13 protein-coding genes are annotated in these 14,520 nt (G+C 63.0%); 7 read left to right on the forward strand and 6 right to left on the reverse strand.

Annotated elements, in window-relative coordinates; translation table 11 throughout:
- The first annotated feature begins 151 nt into the window (after positions 1-151).
- Together GGQ67_RS20130 and GGQ67_RS20135 are read left to right on the forward strand one after the other, a co-directional pair.
- On the forward strand, positions 152-1,870 hold the full coding sequence (locus tag GGQ67_RS20130) for a response regulator (protein WP_183901910.1): 1,719 nt from the start codon (positions 152-154) through the stop codon (positions 1,868-1,870).
- A gap of 123 nt (positions 1,871-1,993) precedes the next feature.
- Entirely contained in the window at positions 1,994-3,352 is a 1,359-nt protein-coding gene (locus GGQ67_RS20135; RefSeq protein WP_183901911.1) for a putative bifunctional diguanylate cyclase/phosphodiesterase, read from the forward strand.
- A gap of 90 nt (positions 3,353-3,442) precedes the next feature.
- On the opposite strand, the gene GGQ67_RS20140 is transcribed toward GGQ67_RS20135, so the two are convergent.
- The 5 genes from GGQ67_RS20140 to GGQ67_RS20160 form a co-directional block, all read right to left on the reverse strand.
- The gene (locus tag GGQ67_RS20140; protein WP_183901912.1) at positions 3,443-4,048 is read right to left on the reverse strand and encodes a PRC-barrel domain-containing protein; all 606 of its coding nucleotides are present in this window, start codon (positions 4,046-4,048) and stop codon (positions 3,443-3,445) included.
- 256 nt (positions 4,049-4,304) lie between these two features.
- Positions 4,305-5,192, reverse strand: coding sequence for an SMP-30/gluconolactonase/LRE family protein (locus GGQ67_RS20145; RefSeq protein ID WP_183901913.1), 888 nt, complete (start codon positions 5,190-5,192; stop codon positions 4,305-4,307).
- Positions 5,193-5,196: 4 nt separating this feature from the next.
- A complete protein-coding gene (locus GGQ67_RS20150) occupies positions 5,197-5,829 on the reverse strand; it encodes a 2-dehydro-3-deoxy-6-phosphogalactonate aldolase (RefSeq protein WP_183901914.1) in 633 nt (210 codons plus the stop codon).
- Between the two features lie 24 nt (positions 5,830-5,853).
- Positions 5,854-6,771, reverse strand: coding sequence for a 2-dehydro-3-deoxygalactonokinase (locus GGQ67_RS20155; RefSeq protein WP_183901915.1), 918 nt, complete (start codon positions 6,769-6,771; stop codon positions 5,854-5,856).
- Positions 6,771-7,541 carry an SDR family oxidoreductase gene (locus tag GGQ67_RS20160; RefSeq protein ID WP_183901916.1) on the reverse strand — a complete coding sequence of 257 codons (771 nt, stop codon included), beginning with the start codon at positions 7,539-7,541 and terminating at the stop codon, positions 6,771-6,773. The genes GGQ67_RS20155 and GGQ67_RS20160 overlap by 1 nt, the downstream gene beginning before the upstream one ends.
- Before the next feature lie 150 nt (positions 7,542-7,691).
- Between GGQ67_RS20160 and GGQ67_RS20165 the strand changes: the two genes are divergently transcribed.
- The 3 genes from GGQ67_RS20165 (at position 7,692) to apbC (ending at position 11,181) form a co-directional block, all read left to right on the forward strand.
- Positions 7,692-8,510, forward strand: a complete 819-nt coding sequence (locus tag GGQ67_RS20165; RefSeq protein WP_183901917.1) for an IclR family transcriptional regulator — start codon at positions 7,692-7,694, stop codon at positions 8,508-8,510.
- 239 nt (positions 8,511-8,749) lie between these two features.
- Positions 8,750-9,481 carry a helix-turn-helix transcriptional regulator gene (locus tag GGQ67_RS20170; protein ID WP_183901918.1) on the forward strand — a complete coding sequence of 244 codons (732 nt, stop codon included), beginning with the start codon at positions 8,750-8,752 and terminating at the stop codon, positions 9,479-9,481.
- Positions 9,482-10,029: 548 nt separating this feature from the next.
- The gene (apbC, locus tag GGQ67_RS20175) at positions 10,030-11,181 is read left to right on the forward strand and encodes an iron-sulfur cluster carrier protein ApbC (RefSeq protein WP_183901919.1); all 1,152 of its coding nucleotides are present in this window, start codon (positions 10,030-10,032) and stop codon (positions 11,179-11,181) included.
- A gap of 93 nt (positions 11,182-11,274) precedes the next feature.
- Here the strand turns inward: apbC and GGQ67_RS20180 are convergent, their stop codons facing one another.
- Positions 11,275-11,460 carry a hypothetical protein gene (locus tag GGQ67_RS20180; protein ID WP_183901952.1) on the reverse strand — a complete coding sequence of 62 codons (186 nt, stop codon included), beginning with the start codon at positions 11,458-11,460 and terminating at the stop codon, positions 11,275-11,277.
- A gap of 128 nt (positions 11,461-11,588) precedes the next feature.
- Here GGQ67_RS20180 and GGQ67_RS20185 point away from each other — a divergent pair, with 128 nt between their 5' ends.
- A complete protein-coding gene (locus GGQ67_RS20185; protein WP_183901920.1) occupies positions 11,589-12,566 on the forward strand; it encodes a magnesium transporter CorA family protein in 978 nt (325 codons plus the stop codon).
- 18 nt (positions 12,567-12,584) lie between these two features.
- Positions 12,585-14,483: a potassium transporter Kup gene (locus tag GGQ67_RS20190; protein ID WP_183901921.1), complete on the forward strand. Its 1,899-nt coding sequence runs from the start codon at positions 12,585-12,587 to the stop codon at positions 14,481-14,483.
- Positions 14,484-14,520 lie beyond the last annotated feature (37 nt).

Consider the following 14,520-nt stretch of genomic DNA (forward strand, 5'->3'; position numbering starts at 1 on the left):
GAGGGAAGGGCGAAAGCGACGCGATAAGGCCTTGTACCTGCGCAAATATTTGGCTGCTTAATGTTAAGCACGCCTTAAGACAAAACTGGCATTTTGCCGACAATACCCGCCGCAAAATGCAATCCATTCGGACAGATGTAGGACGCGTAGTATGAGTGCCGGTCGCGATCAAGCGGACACAGCCCCGCGGGAGGGCGCGGTTGAAACCGCGGCTGGCCTCCAGACGGCGTTGTTCGACGCGGTCTGCGAAAGCCTGTCGTCGGCCTTCATCGTCTATGACAAGACCGATCACATCGTCTTCTGCAGCCGGCAGGTTCTCGATTTCTTCCCGATCTGCGCCGATCTCCTGCAGCCCGGCACGCGGCTGCGGGATTTTTTGAGCGCCGTCTACGAAACCGGCATCCGCAGCCGTTCGGCCGGCAAGCAGGGCGCGCTCAGCCGCGAGGACTGGCTGTCGCAAAAGATCGCCTCGCACTGGCGCGAACGCTACGAGGCGGTCGAGCGTTACGGCAACGATTGCTGGGTCGGCTTCCAGAAGCGCCGGCTCGCTAGCGGTTACGGCGTCTGCGTGATCTCCGACATCTCGGAGGCCAAGAAGCGCGAGGAGCAGTGGCGGCTCGATCTCGAGCGCGTGCAGCTCACCGAGGATATTCTCGACAACCTGCCGTTCCCGCTCTTCGTCAAGGATCGAAACCTGACCTACGTCGCCGTCAACGTCGCCTTCTGCGAGAAGTACCAGACGACGGCGGACGAGGTGCTGGGCCGCAAGAGCGCCGAATTGTTCTCGCCAGAGGTGGCCGCCCGCTTCGAGGAAAGCGACCTCCACGTTCTCGAAACCGGGGAGATGTCGGTGGTCCGCCAGCGCCAGATCGCCCGCGACGGTTCGGAACGCGAAATCATCTCGCGCAAGCACCGCATCGGCAAGCCGGGGCGCTATTTCCTGATCTCGACCATGCAGGACCTGCCGCGCGAGGGCGGGGATATCGAGGAGTTCGAGAAGGCGTCGAGCGTCACGACATCGGCCCAGAGCAGCTATCGCCGCGCCTACGTTCCGATGATCGGCGACAGCGAGCGCCGCGAACCGGCCGCCATGGAAGCCATCGTGCCCGAGAACTTCTCCGGTCGCCGCATCCTTGTCGTCACCGGCGATATCGCCGCCGAGACCGCGGCGCTGAGGACACTGGCCAAGTACGGCTTCGAGGCATGCTCGGTGCGCAACGAGGACGAGGAGGAGCAGTTTCTGGAGATCGCCACGTCGGCCGGCCTGTCGCTCGATCTCGTCATCATCGACAATCAGATGGGCATGCGCTGCCTAGAGCTCGCCGAGCAGTACGGCATCTCGTCGCTGGTCATGGACGGCTTCCAGATCTCCACCGAGCTCACCTTCCAGATCGCCCGCCATTTCAACCGCAACAATCGCGGCACCATGGCGGAACGGATCGACGGCGACTGGGAGATCATGACATCCGACGATCAGATCGAGCTCGACGTGCTGGTCGCCGAGGACAACGATATCAACCAGATCGTTTTCTCGCAGATCCTCGAAGGGCTGGGCTATCACTATCGCATCGCCTCCAGCGGCGACGAAGCCGTGCGCATGTGGACGGAGTACCGGCCGAAAATCGTGCTGATGGATATCTCGCTGCCCGGCTTCAACGGCTTCGAGGCGGCCCGGCTGATCCGCCAGGTGGAAGGCGATGGCCCGCGCACCCCCATCATCGGCGTGCTCACCCAGGCCTTCGAGCGCGACCGCGCCGAATGCGCCAAGGCCGGCATGGACGACGTGATCATGAAGCCCGTCAGCCCCGACATTCTCGAAACGGTGTTCCAGAAATTCATGCAACCGGAGGCCAGGCGGGCGTCGCTTTAGGCGCGGATTGCGTCAACTCCCCAATTCTTGGGAGGCAAGGCGCGATCATCCAGGGTTGTCGAATATCGAATTTTTAAGACTTGCCAGCCATTCTGCCGGGTATTGGGGAAGCTCTGGATCAGAATGATGATGTTGGCGGATATGCCATTGGCTCCGGTAAGCCAGAACGAGCTTCAGACGATGGCCTACACCGACCCCCTGACCGGGCTCGGAAACCGCTATCGAATGCGCGACCGTATCGCCCAGATCTCGGCAGAGCGCGCCGCCGATCCGGCGCCCTTCACCATCGGTATCGCCAATCTCGACTCGTTCAAGCCGATCAACGACCTCTTTGGCTCGGCCGCCGGCGACGAAATTCTCTGTCAGGTTGCCCATCGCCTGAAAGCCTGCATTCCCGATGGCGCCGTCGTCACGCGTCATGACGGCGACGAATTCGCCTTCGTCCTGCCGCTGGTCTTCGAGCGGGCCAGCGCCGAGAAGTTCGGCCAGATGATCCGCGAGGTGCTGTCGGCGCCCTACGATCTCGGCGACCGCAACGTCCGTCTCTCGGCATCCTTCGGCTTCGCCATCTATCCCTTCGCGGGCGAGGAGTTCGATGAGCTGCTGAAGAGCGCCGAAACCGCGCTCTATCGGTCCAAGCGCCGCGGCCGCAGCCAGATCACCGTTTACTCGCGCGAGATCGCGCAGGAAATGAAGCGCGCCACGCAGCTCGAGCAGGCGCTGAGAAACGCCATCATCTCCGATGCCATCGACGTGCATTTTCAGCCGATCGTCTCGCTCGCCAACAACCAGGTGCTCGGTTTCGAGGCGCTGGCCCGCTGGAACGATCCGGATCTCGGCTTCGTCTCGCCGGGTGTCTTCGTGCCGCTCGCCGAAGAGCGCGGCTTCATCGACGCTCTCTCCGAAACGCTGCTGCGCAAGGCGGCCGAAGCGGCGCTCTCATGGCCGCGCGAGATGTTCCTGTCCTTCAACCTGTCTTCCGCGCAGTTGATGGATCCGGGCACCAGCGCCAACGTGCTCTCCATCCTCGGCCGCGTCGGCTTCGATCCGCACCGGCTCGAACTCGAGATCACCGAGACGGCGGTAATGGGCTCGGCCGATACAGCAAACCGCATCATCGCCGATCTGCGCCAGGCGGGCGTTCGCATCTCGCTCGACGATTTCGGCACCGGCCAGTCCAGCCTCGGCCGCCTGCGCGATTTCATGTTCGACAAGATCAAGATCGACCGCGCCTTCGTCTCGCGCATCAACTCCGACCGCGCCTCCGAGCACATCATCAAGGCCATCCTGACCATGTGCGAGGGCCTCGATCTCGAGGTCGTCGCCGAGGGCATCGAGGATTATTCGGAAGCCGCGAAACTGCGCATGCTCGGCTGCGGCATGGGGCAGGGCTACTATTTCGGCAAACCCGCCGACAGCATCGCCACGCTGAGGTTCCTGCACGAGAACGAATACGACACCGGCGAACGGGCGATGGCGTAGCGAGGCATTGGGAAAATACAGAATAAAAAGCCGATGGCGCCCTTTCGGACGCCATCGGTTACGCATGCACTGCGACTAACGATGCAGTGTTTACTTTGCTGTCGTTGAGCTGGTCGTGGTGTTGTCCATCGTACCAGCAGCGGGTGCCTTTTCAGCCGACTGCATCTGCAGCGTCTTGAATTCCGGGGCCGCCTTCAGCGTTTCGGCCGTTTCCGAGGTCGTCAGCTTGACGCTGCCGTCCTGGGTGTTCTGGGCCACGGTGACCTTTTCCATCGGCACGGCGACGTTCTTCTCGCCGATGCCAAGGAAGCCGCCGACACCGATCACGGCCGCGACGAGGCCGCCATCCTTCTTCATGATCAGGTCGTTGACGTTACCGATGCTTTCGTTCTGGCCATTGTACACGGCCTGGCCGATGTAGGTGTTGGCGCTCACCTGATCGGAGGCCTGCTCCGTCAGATAGGTGCCGCCGCCGGCCGCCGCGGTGTCGGTGCTGGCCGCGGGAGCGGGTGCCTGTGCGGCATCACCTGCCGGCTTCATGGCGTCCGGCTTCGGCGCTGCCGGGTCGGCCGGTGCCGACATGGACGGTGCGCTCGGCGAGGCCGGCTGGGCAGCGCCCTGCGAGAAAGCGACCGGTGCGAAGGCCGTGGCAAACAGGGCGCCAGCGGCAACGGTGGTGAGAAGTTTGCGAGTCATATCGTACCTACTTTCAGTGTCCTTGGGTGATCTCTAGCCGTGCCTTCCTCTTCTAGCGAGAGGTGTGTCAGCCCGGCTGGTTCGCTAAGTAAATGAATGGGTTGGCTATTGGTTCCCAGAAAAATACACGCAAAAACTGACGAAATTTCCGGAACCTTCGCGACCTCACGATCGGGCTGGCGGGCGATCGCCGGGACCCGGCAACGAAAAAGGGCGCCCCAAAGGACGCCCTTCGAAACACATCGCGGCCGATGCTTCAGAGAATATAGGCCGCGTCGAAAACGCCGCGGACGGTGACGCCGAGCTCGAGCAGCGCGCCGGCATCGGGCTGGTTGGCGCGGGCCGCGTCGTCGAGGCCTTCCCAGGCGGTGGTGACCGCCAGCCGGTCCGCAGCCGGGCCGATGAAGGCGGGGCAGGAGGGCTGCGCGGCAGGCACCTTGTAGCGCGCGATGCGCAGGCCATCCGGGCTGTAGCGATCGACGGTGCCGGCACCCCAGCGCGCGTTCCAGATATAGCCGTCGGCATCGACCACGGAACCGTCGATCCCGCCGTCTTCCTCCATGCTGTCGACGAGCACGATCGGCTCGCCGGTCGGCAGGCCGGTGTCGCGGTCGACCATCACCCGCATCAGTCGGCTAAGATGCGTATCGGTGAAATAACCGACGGAGCCATCGGGCGAAAAGCAGATCGAGTTCGGAATGGTGATGCCGCCGAAGAGCTTCGTCACCTTGCCGCGCGCCACGTGATAGATCGCGCCGGCCTGCGGCTCGGCGCGCTTGCTCATCGTGCTGATCCACAGGCTGCCCGACGGATGCATGCGTCCATCGTTGGAGCGGTTCTCCGGCCGGTCGTTTTCGAGTGCCGCGTAAAATGTCAGGCCGCCGCTTTCGATATCACGCACGAACAGGCCCTGCTCGGTCGCGAGCAACTGCCGCTTGGCGTCGATCCGCGCCAGAACGCTCGCCATCACAGGCAGCGCGTGCACCTTCTTCTCTTCGGTCGAGAGGTTCAGCTCGTGCAATTCCTTGCCGAGAATGTTGAACCACCAGATCGTATTGGTATCGGGATCGTAGGTCGGCCCTTCGCCCAGCACCGAATTGGTGCTCGACAAAGTCCGCCCCGCGAACTCATGAATGTCGGTCATACGCTCAAGCTCCCACTGCTGCGTCGTATGCGTAAATGGTTGCCTTGGCGCGCTCGGCAACCTCGGCGACAGTCATTCCCGGCTTGTAGATGCTCGTGCCGAGCCCGAAGGCCAGGATCCCGGCCTTGGTGTACTCGGCGAAATTCTTGTCGGACACGCCGCCGACGGCCGCGATGGTCAGCTCCGGCGGCAGGATGGCGCGGATCGCCGTGATGCCGGAGGGGCCAAGCACGCTGGCCGGGAAGAACTTCAGGCCGGTGGCGCCGGCGCGCGCCGCGGCGAGCGCTTCCGTGGGGGTGAAGACGCCGGGCATCGTCACCATGCCGTAGTCGCGGGCGCGGATGATGACGTCGGGCTCGACATTCGGCGTCACCAGCAGCTTGCCGCCGGCATTGTGCAGATTGTCGACGGCCTCGGTCGTCAGAACGGTGCCGGCGCCGATCAGCACCTCGGCGGGCGCCATCTTGGCGGCGATCTCGATCGACTTGAACGGCTCGGGCGAGTTCAGCGGGATCTCGATCGCGGTCAGGCCATTCTCGATCAGCGCGCCGACGACGCCTTCGGTTTCCTCGGGCTTGATGCCACGCAGGATGGCGATCAGCGGGCGCTTCATGGCGGGGAAGGGGATGCGGTTCATCGCTCTGTTCTTTCTTGATTGGGCTTAGTTGGGCCAGATGGCGTTTGCGGCGGCCGAAAGGCCGGCAAGCACCGCCGTATCGGCATCGATGGTCGTGGCGTTGAGCGAGAGCGCCTTGAAGGCGGTCTCGTAGAGCTTCTGCAGGCGGCCGGAGGCGACGAGCGCGATCGGCGTGTCGTTGGCGGCGTCGGCCAGCGCGCCCGAGATCTCCAGGCCGATCAGCGTGCCCGAAATCCGCGCCTGCGCCGCCGAAGCGGTCATGCCGTGCAGCAGCTGGCCGGAGCGCGCCGTGAACAACAGGTTGGTCGCCATCTGCGGCTGGCGGAAGGCGGTCGAGACCGAGGCCTTGAAGGCGGAGTTGTCGGCCGGCGATTGCTCAGCGCCGGCGACCGCATGCGACAGGATCGTGTGCTTGGTGATTGCGTCGAACAGCTCGCCCGTCATGAAGGTGGAGAAGCCGATGACCTCGCCATCCTGCACGTGCACCCATTTCGAATGCGTGCCGGGCATGCACACGGCCTGCGCGCCCGTGCTATCGGCCCCGAGCGCGCCGAGAAGCTGGGTCTCTTCGCCGCGGATCACGTCGGGCGATGCCCGGTCGCGCTGGGCGAGACCCGGCAGGATGCGGATGTCGCGGCTCTGGCCGGGCACAGGCACGGCGCCGGTGAGGATCGCCGATAGCGACGTGGGCACGTCGACATAACCGGCCTCGACCCAGCCCTGCTTGGCGCCGGCCATGCCGCAGACGATGACGGGGATGTCGGCGGGCGCCTCGACCGTGGCGAGGTGCCTGGCCAGAACCTCGGCGAAGCCGGTCTTGGCCGCGGTCGTCATGCCCTCGTCGCTGCGGCTTTCGTTGAGCACGCTGCCATCGCTGCCGATCAGCCACAGCCGGAAGCTGCTCGTGCCCCAGTCGACCGCGATATATCGGGGTGTCGTCATCAGAAAATGCCTCCATCGACAATAAGGGACTGCGCCGTCACTGCCGAGGCGCCGTCGGATGCTAGAAACAGGCAGGGACCGACGATGGCGTCGGCCTGCAATACGCGTTTGATGCACTGCCGCTCGATCATGCCGGCGATGCCTTCTTCGGTGAGCCACAGCTTCATCTGCCGCTCGGTGACGATCATGCCCGGCAGGATGCAGTTGACGCGGATATTGTCCGGGCCGAGCTTGCCGGCGAGGCTCTTCGTCAGCCCGATGATCGCCGCCTTCGCCGTCGTGTAGGCAGGGAAGTCGGGCATGTTGAGCATGAAGGCGATCGACGACATGTTGATGATCGCCCCGCCGCCGGCTTCCCGCATCGATGGCGCCACCGCCTGCGCCGCGAAGAACACGTGCCGCAGATTGGTCGCCTGATTGTTGTCCCAGTAATCAGGCGTGACCTGGTCGAAATCATGCCGGTCGTCGCGCGCCGCGTTGTTGACCAGCACGCCGACCGGTCCGCAATCGGCGACGATCGCCTCGACCGTTTTGCGCAGCGCTTCGATATCGCGCAGGTCGGCATGGTGGAAGCGTACCGGATGCAGGCTGTCGCGCGACAGGCGATAGGCCAGCGCATGGCTCTCTTCCTCGGCGATGTCGATGAAGGAGACCTTGGCGCCCTGGCGGGCGAACCCCTCGACGATGGCGGCGCCGATGCCGGAGCCGCCGCCCGTCACCACAACGCTTCGGTCCCTGAATTCGGGATATTGCGCTCCAGGTTCCGCCACCACTATCCTCCCGATAGTTCCATTATTCAGAACTCAATTTGACTATATGGAATTATCGGATTAGCCTTGGGTCTCTGTCAAGGCGTGACGGCCAGCATGGGCGCGACTGATGGCCACATCATGGATAAGAATGCGATGGATAAAGAAGCCATGGATAAAAACGCCACCGACAAGGACGCCACTGGCAAGGATGCAGGCGCGGACAAGCGCGAAACCGGTACGCTCGGCAAGCTGATGCTGCTGCTCGATATCGTCACCCATGCCGACGGTCCGATGCGCTTCACCGATATTCTGGCAGTCGCCGGCCAGCCGCGCGGCACCCTGCATCGCCAGCTTGGCCATCTCGCCGAGGAAGGGTTGCTGGAAGTGCTGGCCGATGGCCGTTATGCACCCGGCCTGCGCCTTCTCGACCTCGCCTCGCGCAGCTGGGCGCGCAACGAGTTCAGGCTGATCGCCGAGCCGCATCTGAACGCCCTGCAGCAGCTGACCGGCGAGACCGTGCATCTCGGCGTCCTGTGCGGCGCTTCCGTCATCTATCTCGACAAGGTCGAGGGCAGCCAGCCCGTCAGGATGTATTCGCAGATCGGCAATGCCTCGCCGGTCTATTGCACCGGCGTCGGCAAGGCGGCGCTCTCGGCGCTGCCGGACGATCGGCTGGACGCGGTCATCGCGAGCGTGTCGTTCCAGCGCTTCACGGAGAACACGCTGACGGCGGAAACGCTGCGCCGCGAGATCACCGACATCCGCCGCGCGTGCAATGCCTTCGACCGTGAGGAGCACGAAGTCGGCATCCGCTGTGTCGCGGCCCCCGTCTATTCCGAGGATCTGTCCTTCGTCGGCGGCGTATCGGTGACCGGCCCGGCCTATCGGCTGACATTCGAGCGGCTGGAGGAGTGGGCTTTGCCTGTTCGCAAGGCCGCCGAAAGCATCATGAGCGGCATGCGCATCGGCCTCGGCCCGCGCCGATAACGCTCCACGGAGACGATAATCGTCAGATCCGGACGTGCTGCGTCAACTTTCGTACAGAAATATGCCTATTTTCAGGGTAGAGGCATATTGTGGTTTTGTGAAGAATCATCACAATTGCCAGTTGTCAATCCCCAGTCCTGGGGTGTAGTGCCGTAGGCCATATTGACGGCGATGCCGCCGTAGGCATGCGATTGAGCAGGCCACTTACGACGTTCCTGATTTTTTGAGCTGATGACACCATGAACCCTTTGCCAGAACAGACTTCCGTGAACGTATACGTAAATGAAGTGTCTGGGTTGAACACCCAGTTCGATATCTTTCGCTTCATGAAAAGGCTGACGGAAGCGTATCGCGTTCGCGCCTTCATGGTGCTCAACCTTCCCTCGGCCACCGCGCGCGATCTGCAGAGCAACACGGTCATCACCAACTGGCCCGCCGAGCTCCTGTCGGCTTACGACCAGGAAGCGTTGCTGACCAACAGTCCGGTCATGGGCAAGCTGCGCTCGTCGACCGTGCCGTTCTTCAACGACCTGTCGAAGGAGAAGCTGGATCGCTCGGACGGTAAGTCGAACATCGTTCTGGCGCTGTTCGAGCGCTTCAGAATGATGCGCTGCGCCTATTTTCCGACGCATGACCCGTCCGGCGCCCGTGGCGCGGTGTCCTTCTCCGGCGATCGCGATCCCTTCGCCCCCGAGGAAATGCTGGAACTGCATTATATCTCCACGCATGTCTTCGACAGGCTGGCCGAGATCCGCGCGCTCGACAACCGGGTGGTCGATGCCCTGACCGACCGCGAGATCGACTGCCTCAACTGGACCGCCGCCGGCAAGACCAGCGTCGAGATCGCCGATATCCTTGGCCTGTCCGAACACACGGTCAATCACTACCTCAACCGCGCCACCAAGAAGCTCGACACGGTCAATCGCACCCAGGCCGTTGCCAAGGCGTTGCGCGTCGGCTTGATCAAGTAGCTGCCCAAATAGCGTGCGCTTGTGTCGCGCAAGCCTAAAATCGCGCCACGGCGTCGGCCCTTCCACTGTCTTTCGTCGCCCGTTGGGCCGGATTCACCGTCACTGCGAACTGGCACGCTTCCTGCTTCCTGATCGTCAGCGGTCCAGAGGGGACTTGGCAACGACGCCGTATAAAAGGCGCGACCTTCACTCCGCCGCTCGATCCCGGTCGCCAAGCGCGCTGGATATCGAGCGGCGGTTTGTTGTTTTTGGGATACGCCTGCCGCTCTATAAGCGTAAGCCGATGCATTTTTCCCTCAATTCTGACTGGTCTTTCGAGATGGACGCCCTAGAAACCCATTATCCACTGGGGTGACCGTTGTGCCATCAGGGCGAAAGCCCGGCGGACTTGATGGTTCAACGGTCTCCTTTGCAGCCCCATCCTCCATCACTGCAATTGTCGCTCCCGCGCCAGCTTGCCGCGCGCCGAAGTCGCCGTTCTCCGATTTTGTTTGGAGAAGGCCCCATGCTCCTCTATCTACAGAGCCAAAGCAGGGTGTGAGGACGATATGACTGAAGTCACCAAGGAACAGGTGCTGGAAACGCTGGCAACGGTGCGCGGACCCGATCTCGAACGTAATATTGTCGAGCTCGGCATGGTCTCCGATGTGTTCATCTCCGATGGCAAGGTCTACTTCTCCATTACCGTTCCCGCCGAGCGCGCCAAGGAGCTGGAGCCGCTGCGGCTCGCCGCCGAGCGCGTCATCAAGGAAATGCCGGGCGTCAAGGGCGCCCTGGTCGCGCTGACGGCGGACAAGAAAGGCGCGCCATCGGGTGCTGCCGCCTCGCGCACGCCGCCGCAGGCCGAGCAGGGCCATCAGGGTCACGCGCACGCCCAGCCGCAACAGCGCGCCGGCAAGATCGGCGTTCCCGGCATCGGCGCCATCGTCGCAGTGGCGTCGGGCAAGGGCGGCGTCGGCAAGTCCACCACTTCCGTCAACCTCGCGCTCGGCCTGCAGGCGAACGGCCTGCGTGTCGGCATCCTCGATGCCGATATCTACGGCCCGTCGATGCCGCGTCTCCTGCGGATCTCCGGCCGCCCGACGCAGACCGATGGCCGTATCATCAATCCCATGGAGAATTATGGCCTCAAGGTCATGTCGATGGGCTTCCTCGTCGACGAGGAAACCGCGATGATCTGGCGCGGCCCGATGGTGCAGTCGGCGCTGATGCAGATGCTGCGCGAAGTCGCCTGGGGCGAGCTCGACGTTCTCGTCGTCGATATGCCGCCCGGCACCGGTGACGCGCAGCTGACCATGGCCCAGCAGGTGCCGCTCGCCGGCGCGGTCATCGTCTCGACACCGCAGGACCTGGCGCTTATCGATGCCCGCAAGGGGCTGAACATGTTCAAGAAGGTGGAAGTGCCCGTTCTCGGCATCGTCGAGAACATGAGCTACTTCATCGCCCCCGATACCGGCGCGCGCTACGATATCTTCGGTCATGGCGGCGCCCGCGCCGAGGCCGAGCGCATCGGCGTGCCCTTCCTCGGCGAAGTGCCGCTGACGATCAACATCCGCGAGGCGTCCGACGCCGGCACGCCGTTGGTCGCCAGCGAGCCTGATGGTATCGTCGCCGGCATCTATCGCGATATCGCCGCCAAGGTCTGGGCGCAGCTCGATCAGAAGCCGCAGCGCGCGGCGCCTGCGATCGTATTCGAGTGATTTGTGCCGCGCCGCTAGACTCCCAATTGCGGGCAAAATGTGATCAAACAACGCCGTTCGCGTAAGATCTCTTGATTCTTGCGTGGGTTTCCGTCATATGGCGCGCCGTCGCCATGAGGGCGGCGCGTACGGATGCTCGATGATAGCCAGCCTTGCAGCGGCGAATGCCTGCTGCGTGTTCGGAGTTCTCTTGTCGATCGAAGGATTGGTGACTGCGATGCGGTTGAGCATGGTGCATACCCGAGCTTCGGCCGGCTGTGACGGGATATTGATGAACATTCTTCAGCCGCTTTCGTTAGTCTCGAAGACTTGCAGCGCGGGCGCCGATTTTGCCGGCGCTTCGCGGAAGGTTTTCTGATGCGAACGACGATGGCCCTCACAGCCCCTGATCACGGGAGACGCGTCCGGTGATCACGGCCTACTGCTCCAATTGTCAGTCGATCGAACTCGTTGACCTCACCAAGGTGGAGGCCCTGCGCGACGATATCGTCTGGATCGACATGGTCGAACCGACGCGCGAGGAAGAAATCTATGTCGAGAAGGCACTCGGCATCGAGGTGCCGACGCGCGATGACCTCAAGGACATCGAGCCCTCCGCCCGCCTCTATACGGAAGACGATGCGGTGTTCATGACCGCTTCGCTCGTCTGGAAGGCGGAAACCGATGCGCCCGTTCTGACGGATGTGGCCTTCATTCTCGCCGGCAAGCGGCTGATCACCATCCGCTACGCGCAGCCCAAGTCCTTCGCGCTGTTCATCGCGGCCCTTCATCGCGTGCCCGCGCACTGGCGCACCGGCGCCTCGCTGCTGGCGAAGCTGTTCGAAACCATCATCGACCGCACCGCCGAGATCCTCGAGCTCTCGGTTGCCCGCATCGACGTCCTGTCGACCCACGTCTTCGGCGATCGCGCCAAGAAGATCCGCAAGCCAGCGAATTATCTCGAGGAGAAACTGCGCGACATCGCCGCCCATCAGCGCCTCGTCAGCAAGGTGCGCGACAGCCTGGCATCGATGTCGCGCCTGATGACCTTCTTCTACAATGTTCCGGCCGTGCAGCAGGATCATGGCACCAAGGAACTCTGCCGTACCGTTTCGCGCGACATCCAGTCGCTCAGCGAGCATTCGTCCTATATCGCCGGCAACATCACCTTTCTTCTCGATGCCTCGCTGGGTCTGATCAACATCGAGCAGAACTCGATCATCAAGATTTTCTCGATCGCATCGGTGGTCTTCTTGCCGCCGACGCTCGTCGCCTCCATCTATGGTATGAATTTTGAATCCATGCCGGAACTGCGCTGGGCCGAGGGCTATCCCTATTCGCTCGGACTTATGCTGATTTCCGCCATCATCCCCTTCTTCTTCTTCCGTTGGAAAGGCTGGCTCTGAAGAGCCTGTTTTCGTTTCATGTCCGCAGACAGCCATTCACACGACCAGAAAACGAGCCCGCGCAAGCTCTTCTATCTCGCGCTCGGCTCCGTCGGCGTCGTCTACGGTGACATCGGCACCAGCCCGCTTTACGCCTTCCGCGAAGCGCTGAGGCCCGTCGCCGCCGACGGCCTCACCCGTTCCGAGGTCATCAGCGTCGTCTCGCTGATGATCTGGGCGCTGACCATCATCGTCACCATCAAATACGTGCTGCTTCTGCTGCGCGCCGATAACGAAGGCGAGGGCGGCACGCTCTCGCTGCTGGCGCTTCTGTTGAAGACCGCCAACGGCCACACCGCCATGCTGATGATGCTCGGCCTCGTCGGCGCGGCACTCTTCCTCGGCGATGCGATGATCACGCCGGCGCTGTCGGTGCTTTCCGCGGTCGAAGGTCTGAAGCTCGTCGCGCCGTCGCTGACCAGCTATATCGTGCCGATCTCGGTGGCCATCCTCGCCGTGCTCTTCGCCTTCCAGTCGCGCGGCACCGGAACGATGGCGCGCTATTTCGGACCGATCACCGCGCTCTGGTTCATCGTCATCGCCATCGTCGGCATCTCGCACATCTCCGACGATTTCGGCATCCTGGCCGCGTTCAACCCCTATTACGCCGTGAACTTCCTGATGAACGAGGGCTTCTTCGGCGTCATCGTGCTCGGCGCCGTGTTCCTGACGCTGACGGGCGCCGAAGCGCTCTATGCCGACCTTGGCCACTTCGGCCGCCGACCCATCCAGTGGGCGTGGTTCGTGCTGGTCTTCCCGGCGCTGACGCTGAACTATCTCGGCCAGGGCGCGCTGGTGCTCGGCAATCCGCAGGCCATGAGCGATCCCTTCTACCTGATGTTCCCGAAATGGGCGTTGCTGCCGGCCGTCATCCTGGCCACCGCCGCCACCATCATCGCCAGCCAGGCCGTGATCACCGGGGCATTTTCGCTGATCCGCCAGGCCATCAACCTCGGCTACCTGCCGCGCATGGAAATCCTCTTCACCTCGGAAACCAACACGGGCCAGATCTTCGTACCCTCGGTCAACCTCGTGCTGTTCCTCGGCGTGATCTTCCTGGTCATCACCTTCGGCAGCTCGGATTCGCTGTCGACGGCCTATGGCATCTCCGTCACTGGCGCCATGGTCGTCACCTCGATCATGACCTTCGAGTTCGTCCGCGCCCGCTGGAACTGGTCGGTGCTGACGGCGACCGCCGTGCTGGCCCCGCTTTTCACGCTGGAGCTGATCTTCCTCGGCGCCAACCTCATCAAGATCTACGACGGCGGCTATATCCCGGTCCTGATCGCCACCACCTTCGTCGTCATCATGTGGACATGGCGTCGCGGCTCGGCGCTGTTGATGGAAAAGACCCGCCACACGGATATTCCGCTGGCCTCGTTCATTTCCTCGATTGAACGCAAGAGCGATCACTCGCCGGCCCATGTTCCCGGCACCGCGATCTTCCTGACCAGCGATCCGGAATCGGCACCCGCGGCACTTCTTCACAATCTGAAGCACAACCACGTCCTGCACGACAAGAACGTGATCCTGACGATCCGCACGGTCAACAAGCCGCGCGTGCCGAACGCCGACCGCTACAAGGTCGAGCAGATCTCCGAGCGCTTCTCGCGCGTCGAGCTCTTGTTCGGCTTCATGGAATCGCAGAACGTCTCGCAGGCGCTGGCGACGCTGCGCAAGACCGGGCTGAAGTTCGACATCATGTCGACTTCCTTCTATCTCGGCCGCCGCAAGCTGGTGCCGGATGCGAAGTCGGGAATGCCCTATTGGCAGGACCGTCTCTACATCGCGCTCGCCAACGCCGCCGCCAATCCGTCGGACTACTTCCGCCTGCCGGCCAACCGCGTCGTCGAGCTCGGCTCGCACGTCATCATCTGACGCGCCCATCCATTCGTTAAGAGCCCGGCCGTCGCGC

Origin of the sequence: Rhizobium metallidurans (assembly GCF_014196505.1) — a bacterium.
Lineage (GTDB): Bacteria > Pseudomonadota > Alphaproteobacteria > Rhizobiales > Rhizobiaceae > Rhizobium > Rhizobium metallidurans.

Coding starts and splice junctions, on each gene's coding strand:
- GGQ67_RS20130 (WP_183901910.1), top strand. CDS start 152: ATGAGTGCCGGTCGCGATCAAGCGGACACAGCCCCGCGGGAGGGCGCG.
- GGQ67_RS20135 (WP_183901911.1), top strand. CDS start 1,994: ATGATGATGTTGGCGGATATGCCATTGGCTCCGGTAAGCCAGAACGAG.
- GGQ67_RS20140 (WP_183901912.1), bottom strand. CDS start 4,048: ATGACTCGCAAACTTCTCACCACCGTTGCCGCTGGCGCCCTGTTTGCC.
- GGQ67_RS20145 (WP_183901913.1), bottom strand. CDS start 5,192: ATGACCGACATTCATGAGTTCGCGGGGCGGACTTTGTCGAGCACCAAT.
- GGQ67_RS20150 (WP_183901914.1), bottom strand. CDS start 5,829: ATGAACCGCATCCCCTTCCCCGCCATGAAGCGCCCGCTGATCGCCATC.
- GGQ67_RS20155 (WP_183901915.1), bottom strand. CDS start 6,771: ATGACGACACCCCGATATATCGCGGTCGACTGGGGCACGAGCAGCTTC.
- GGQ67_RS20165 (WP_183901917.1), top strand. CDS start 7,692: ATGGATAAAAACGCCACCGACAAGGACGCCACTGGCAAGGATGCAGGC.
- GGQ67_RS20170 (WP_183901918.1), top strand. CDS start 8,750: ATGAACCCTTTGCCAGAACAGACTTCCGTGAACGTATACGTAAATGAA.
- apbC (WP_183901919.1), top strand. CDS start 10,030: ATGACTGAAGTCACCAAGGAACAGGTGCTGGAAACGCTGGCAACGGTG.
- GGQ67_RS20180 (WP_183901952.1), bottom strand. CDS start 11,460: ATGTTCATCAATATCCCGTCACAGCCGGCCGAAGCTCGGGTATGCACC.
- GGQ67_RS20190 (WP_183901921.1), top strand. CDS start 12,585: ATGTCCGCAGACAGCCATTCACACGACCAGAAAACGAGCCCGCGCAAG.